Origin of the sequence: Novosphingobium pokkalii (genome assembly GCF_014652855.1) — a bacterium.
Taxonomy (GTDB): Bacteria; Pseudomonadota; Alphaproteobacteria; order Sphingomonadales; family Sphingomonadaceae; genus Novosphingobium; species Novosphingobium pokkalii.
Genome location: NZ_BMZP01000055.1, coordinates 1 through 965, shown reverse-complemented (window position 1 = coordinate 965; position 965 = coordinate 1). Strand labels below are relative to the sequence as shown.

The following is a 965-nucleotide window of genomic DNA, read 5'->3' as shown; positions in this document are numbered from 1 at the left end:
CGGCGCTGCGGCGGCGCGGCAGGCAGGCGATGTGGCAGGCCGCCATGCGCGCCCGCGCCTCGGCCGGGTCGAGCCGCCCGGTGAACGTGACGGCATCGCCCAGGCCCAGTTGGCGCGCCTGCGCTTCCAGCCCTTCGCGCAAGGGGCCTTCGCCCATCACGATCAGGTCGAGCGTGAGGCCCTGTTCACGCAGCAGGGCCATGGCGTCCAGCAGCAGGTCCAGCCCTTCATAGGCCACCAGCGCCCCGGCATAGCCGATGGTCGTGCGCGGCAGCGGCTCGGCCGCAATCGCGGCAAAGCCTTGCGCATCCACGCCATTGGGCAGCAGGGCGATGCGCGCGCGATCCAGGCCCCATTGCTCGGCCACATGATCGGCCAGGGCTTGCGAGATGGCAAAGACGCGGTCGGCATGGCGCGCCACGAAGGCTTCCAGCTCCAGCCCCAGGGCATGGCGCTCGGTCCCGGCAAAGCCCGGCACGTTGGCGGCGCGGCTCATTTCCCACAGCCCGCGCAGTTCATAGTGGAAGGGAATGCCCAGCCGTCGCGCCGCGATCAGCGCAGGCAGGGCGTTGACATGGTTGGACGCAGCCTGGATCGCGGCCACGCGGCGGGCCTTGGCCAGGCGGGCAATGCCCAGGCTGGCGCGCTCGATATAGATGTCGAGCGGCAGGGCCTGGCCGGGCTGGCGTACATGGTGCCAGTCGAGGCCGTCATGGCTGGTGGCCAGCCCATCAGGCGTGCCGCTGCTGTCGGTGCGGTCCCACGGATATCCGGCGCGGGTCACGGCCACCAGGTCCACGCCCTGCGCCACCAGCGCGCGCAGCAGCGCCTGGGTGCGGGTGGTATAGCCGCTGGTGTGCCAGGGCAGCGCGCTGGCTGCGCAATAGAGCAGGCTCTGCGGGCGCGGATCATAGGCCGGCGCCGCCGCCGTGGGCAGTTCCGGCAGCGTCTGGGCCATCGCGGCA

1 protein-coding gene is annotated in these 965 nt (G+C 71.9%); it reads right to left on the bottom strand.

Annotation, left to right across the window (positions count from 1 at the left end):
* Nucleotides 1-965, bottom strand: a 965-nt coding sequence (locus IE191_RS20910) for a glycosyltransferase (RefSeq protein ID WP_191326363.1), incomplete at both ends; no start/stop codon positions are given.